The sequence below is a fragment of the Micromonospora sp. NPDC023814 genome (assembly GCF_040639595.1).
Classification (GTDB): Bacteria; Actinomycetota; Actinomycetes; order Mycobacteriales; family Micromonosporaceae; genus Micromonospora.
On record NZ_JBFAAF010000255.1, the window covers coordinates 1 to 1,166 of the forward strand.

The window sequence follows — 1,166 nt, forward strand, 5'->3', positions numbered from 1 at the left end:
CTCTACACCCTCGACCTTGGTGCTCTGGTGGCTGGTTCCCGTTACCGCGGTGATTTCGAGGAGCGCCTGAAGAAGGTGCTCAAGGAGATCCGCACCCGGGGTGACATCATCCTGTTCATCGACGAGATCCACACCCTGGTGGGTGCGGGTGCCGCCGAGGGCGCGATCGACGCGGCGAGCATCCTCAAGCCGATGCTGGCCCGTGGTGAGCTGCAGACCATCGGCGCGACCACCCTCGACGAGTACCGCAAGCATCTGGAGAAGGACGCCGCGTTGGAGCGTCGGTTCCAGCCGATTCAGGTGGGTGAGCCGTCGCTGGCGCACACCATCGAGATCCTCAAGGGCCTGCGGGACCGCTACGAGGCGCACCACCGCGTCTCGATCACCGACGCCGCTTTGGTGGCTGCCGCGACCCTGGCCGACCGGTACATCTCCGACCGGTTCCTGCCGGACAAGGCGATCGACCTGATCGACGAGGCCGGTGCCCGGATGCGGATCCGTCGGATGACCGCGCCGCCAGACCTGCGGGACTTCGACGAGCGGATCGCGCAGGTGCGCCGGGACAAGGAGTCCGCGATCGACGCGCAGGACTTCGAGCGGGCCGCGCAGCTGCGCGACAAGGAGAAGCAGCTCCTCGGCCAGAAGGCCCAGCGGGAGAAGGAGTGGAAGGCCGGTGACCTGGACGTCGTGTCCGAGGTCGACGACGAGCAGATCGCTGAGGTGCTCGGCAACTGGACCGGCATCCCGGTCTACAAGCTGACCGAGGAGGAGACCTCGCGTCTGCTGCGTATGGAGGACGAGCTGCACAAGCGCGTCATCGGGCAGGAGGACGCGGTCAAGGCGGTGTCGAAGGCGATCCGTCGTACCCGTGCCGGTCTGAAGGACCCGAAGCGTCCGTCGGGGTCGTTCATCTTCGCCGGCCCGTCGGGTGTCGGTAAGACGGAGCTGTCGAAGGCTCTGGCGGAGTTCCTGTTCGGCAGTGAGGACGCGCTGATCCAGCTGGACATGTCGGAGTTCCACGACCGGTACACGGTGTCGCGGCTGGTGGGTGCCCCTCCCGGTTACGTCGGTTACGACGAGGGTGGGCAGCTGACGGAGAAGGTGCGGCGTCGGCCGTTCTCGGTGGTGCTGTTCGACGAGATCGAGAAGGCCCACCCGGATGTGTT

1 protein-coding gene is annotated in these 1,166 nt (G+C 66.6%); it reads left to right on the top strand.

Annotated elements, in window-relative coordinates; genetic code table 11:
• The coding region (locus AB0G14_RS35840; RefSeq protein WP_357705274.1) for an AAA family ATPase at positions 1-1,166 on the top strand (1,166 nt) is incomplete at both ends.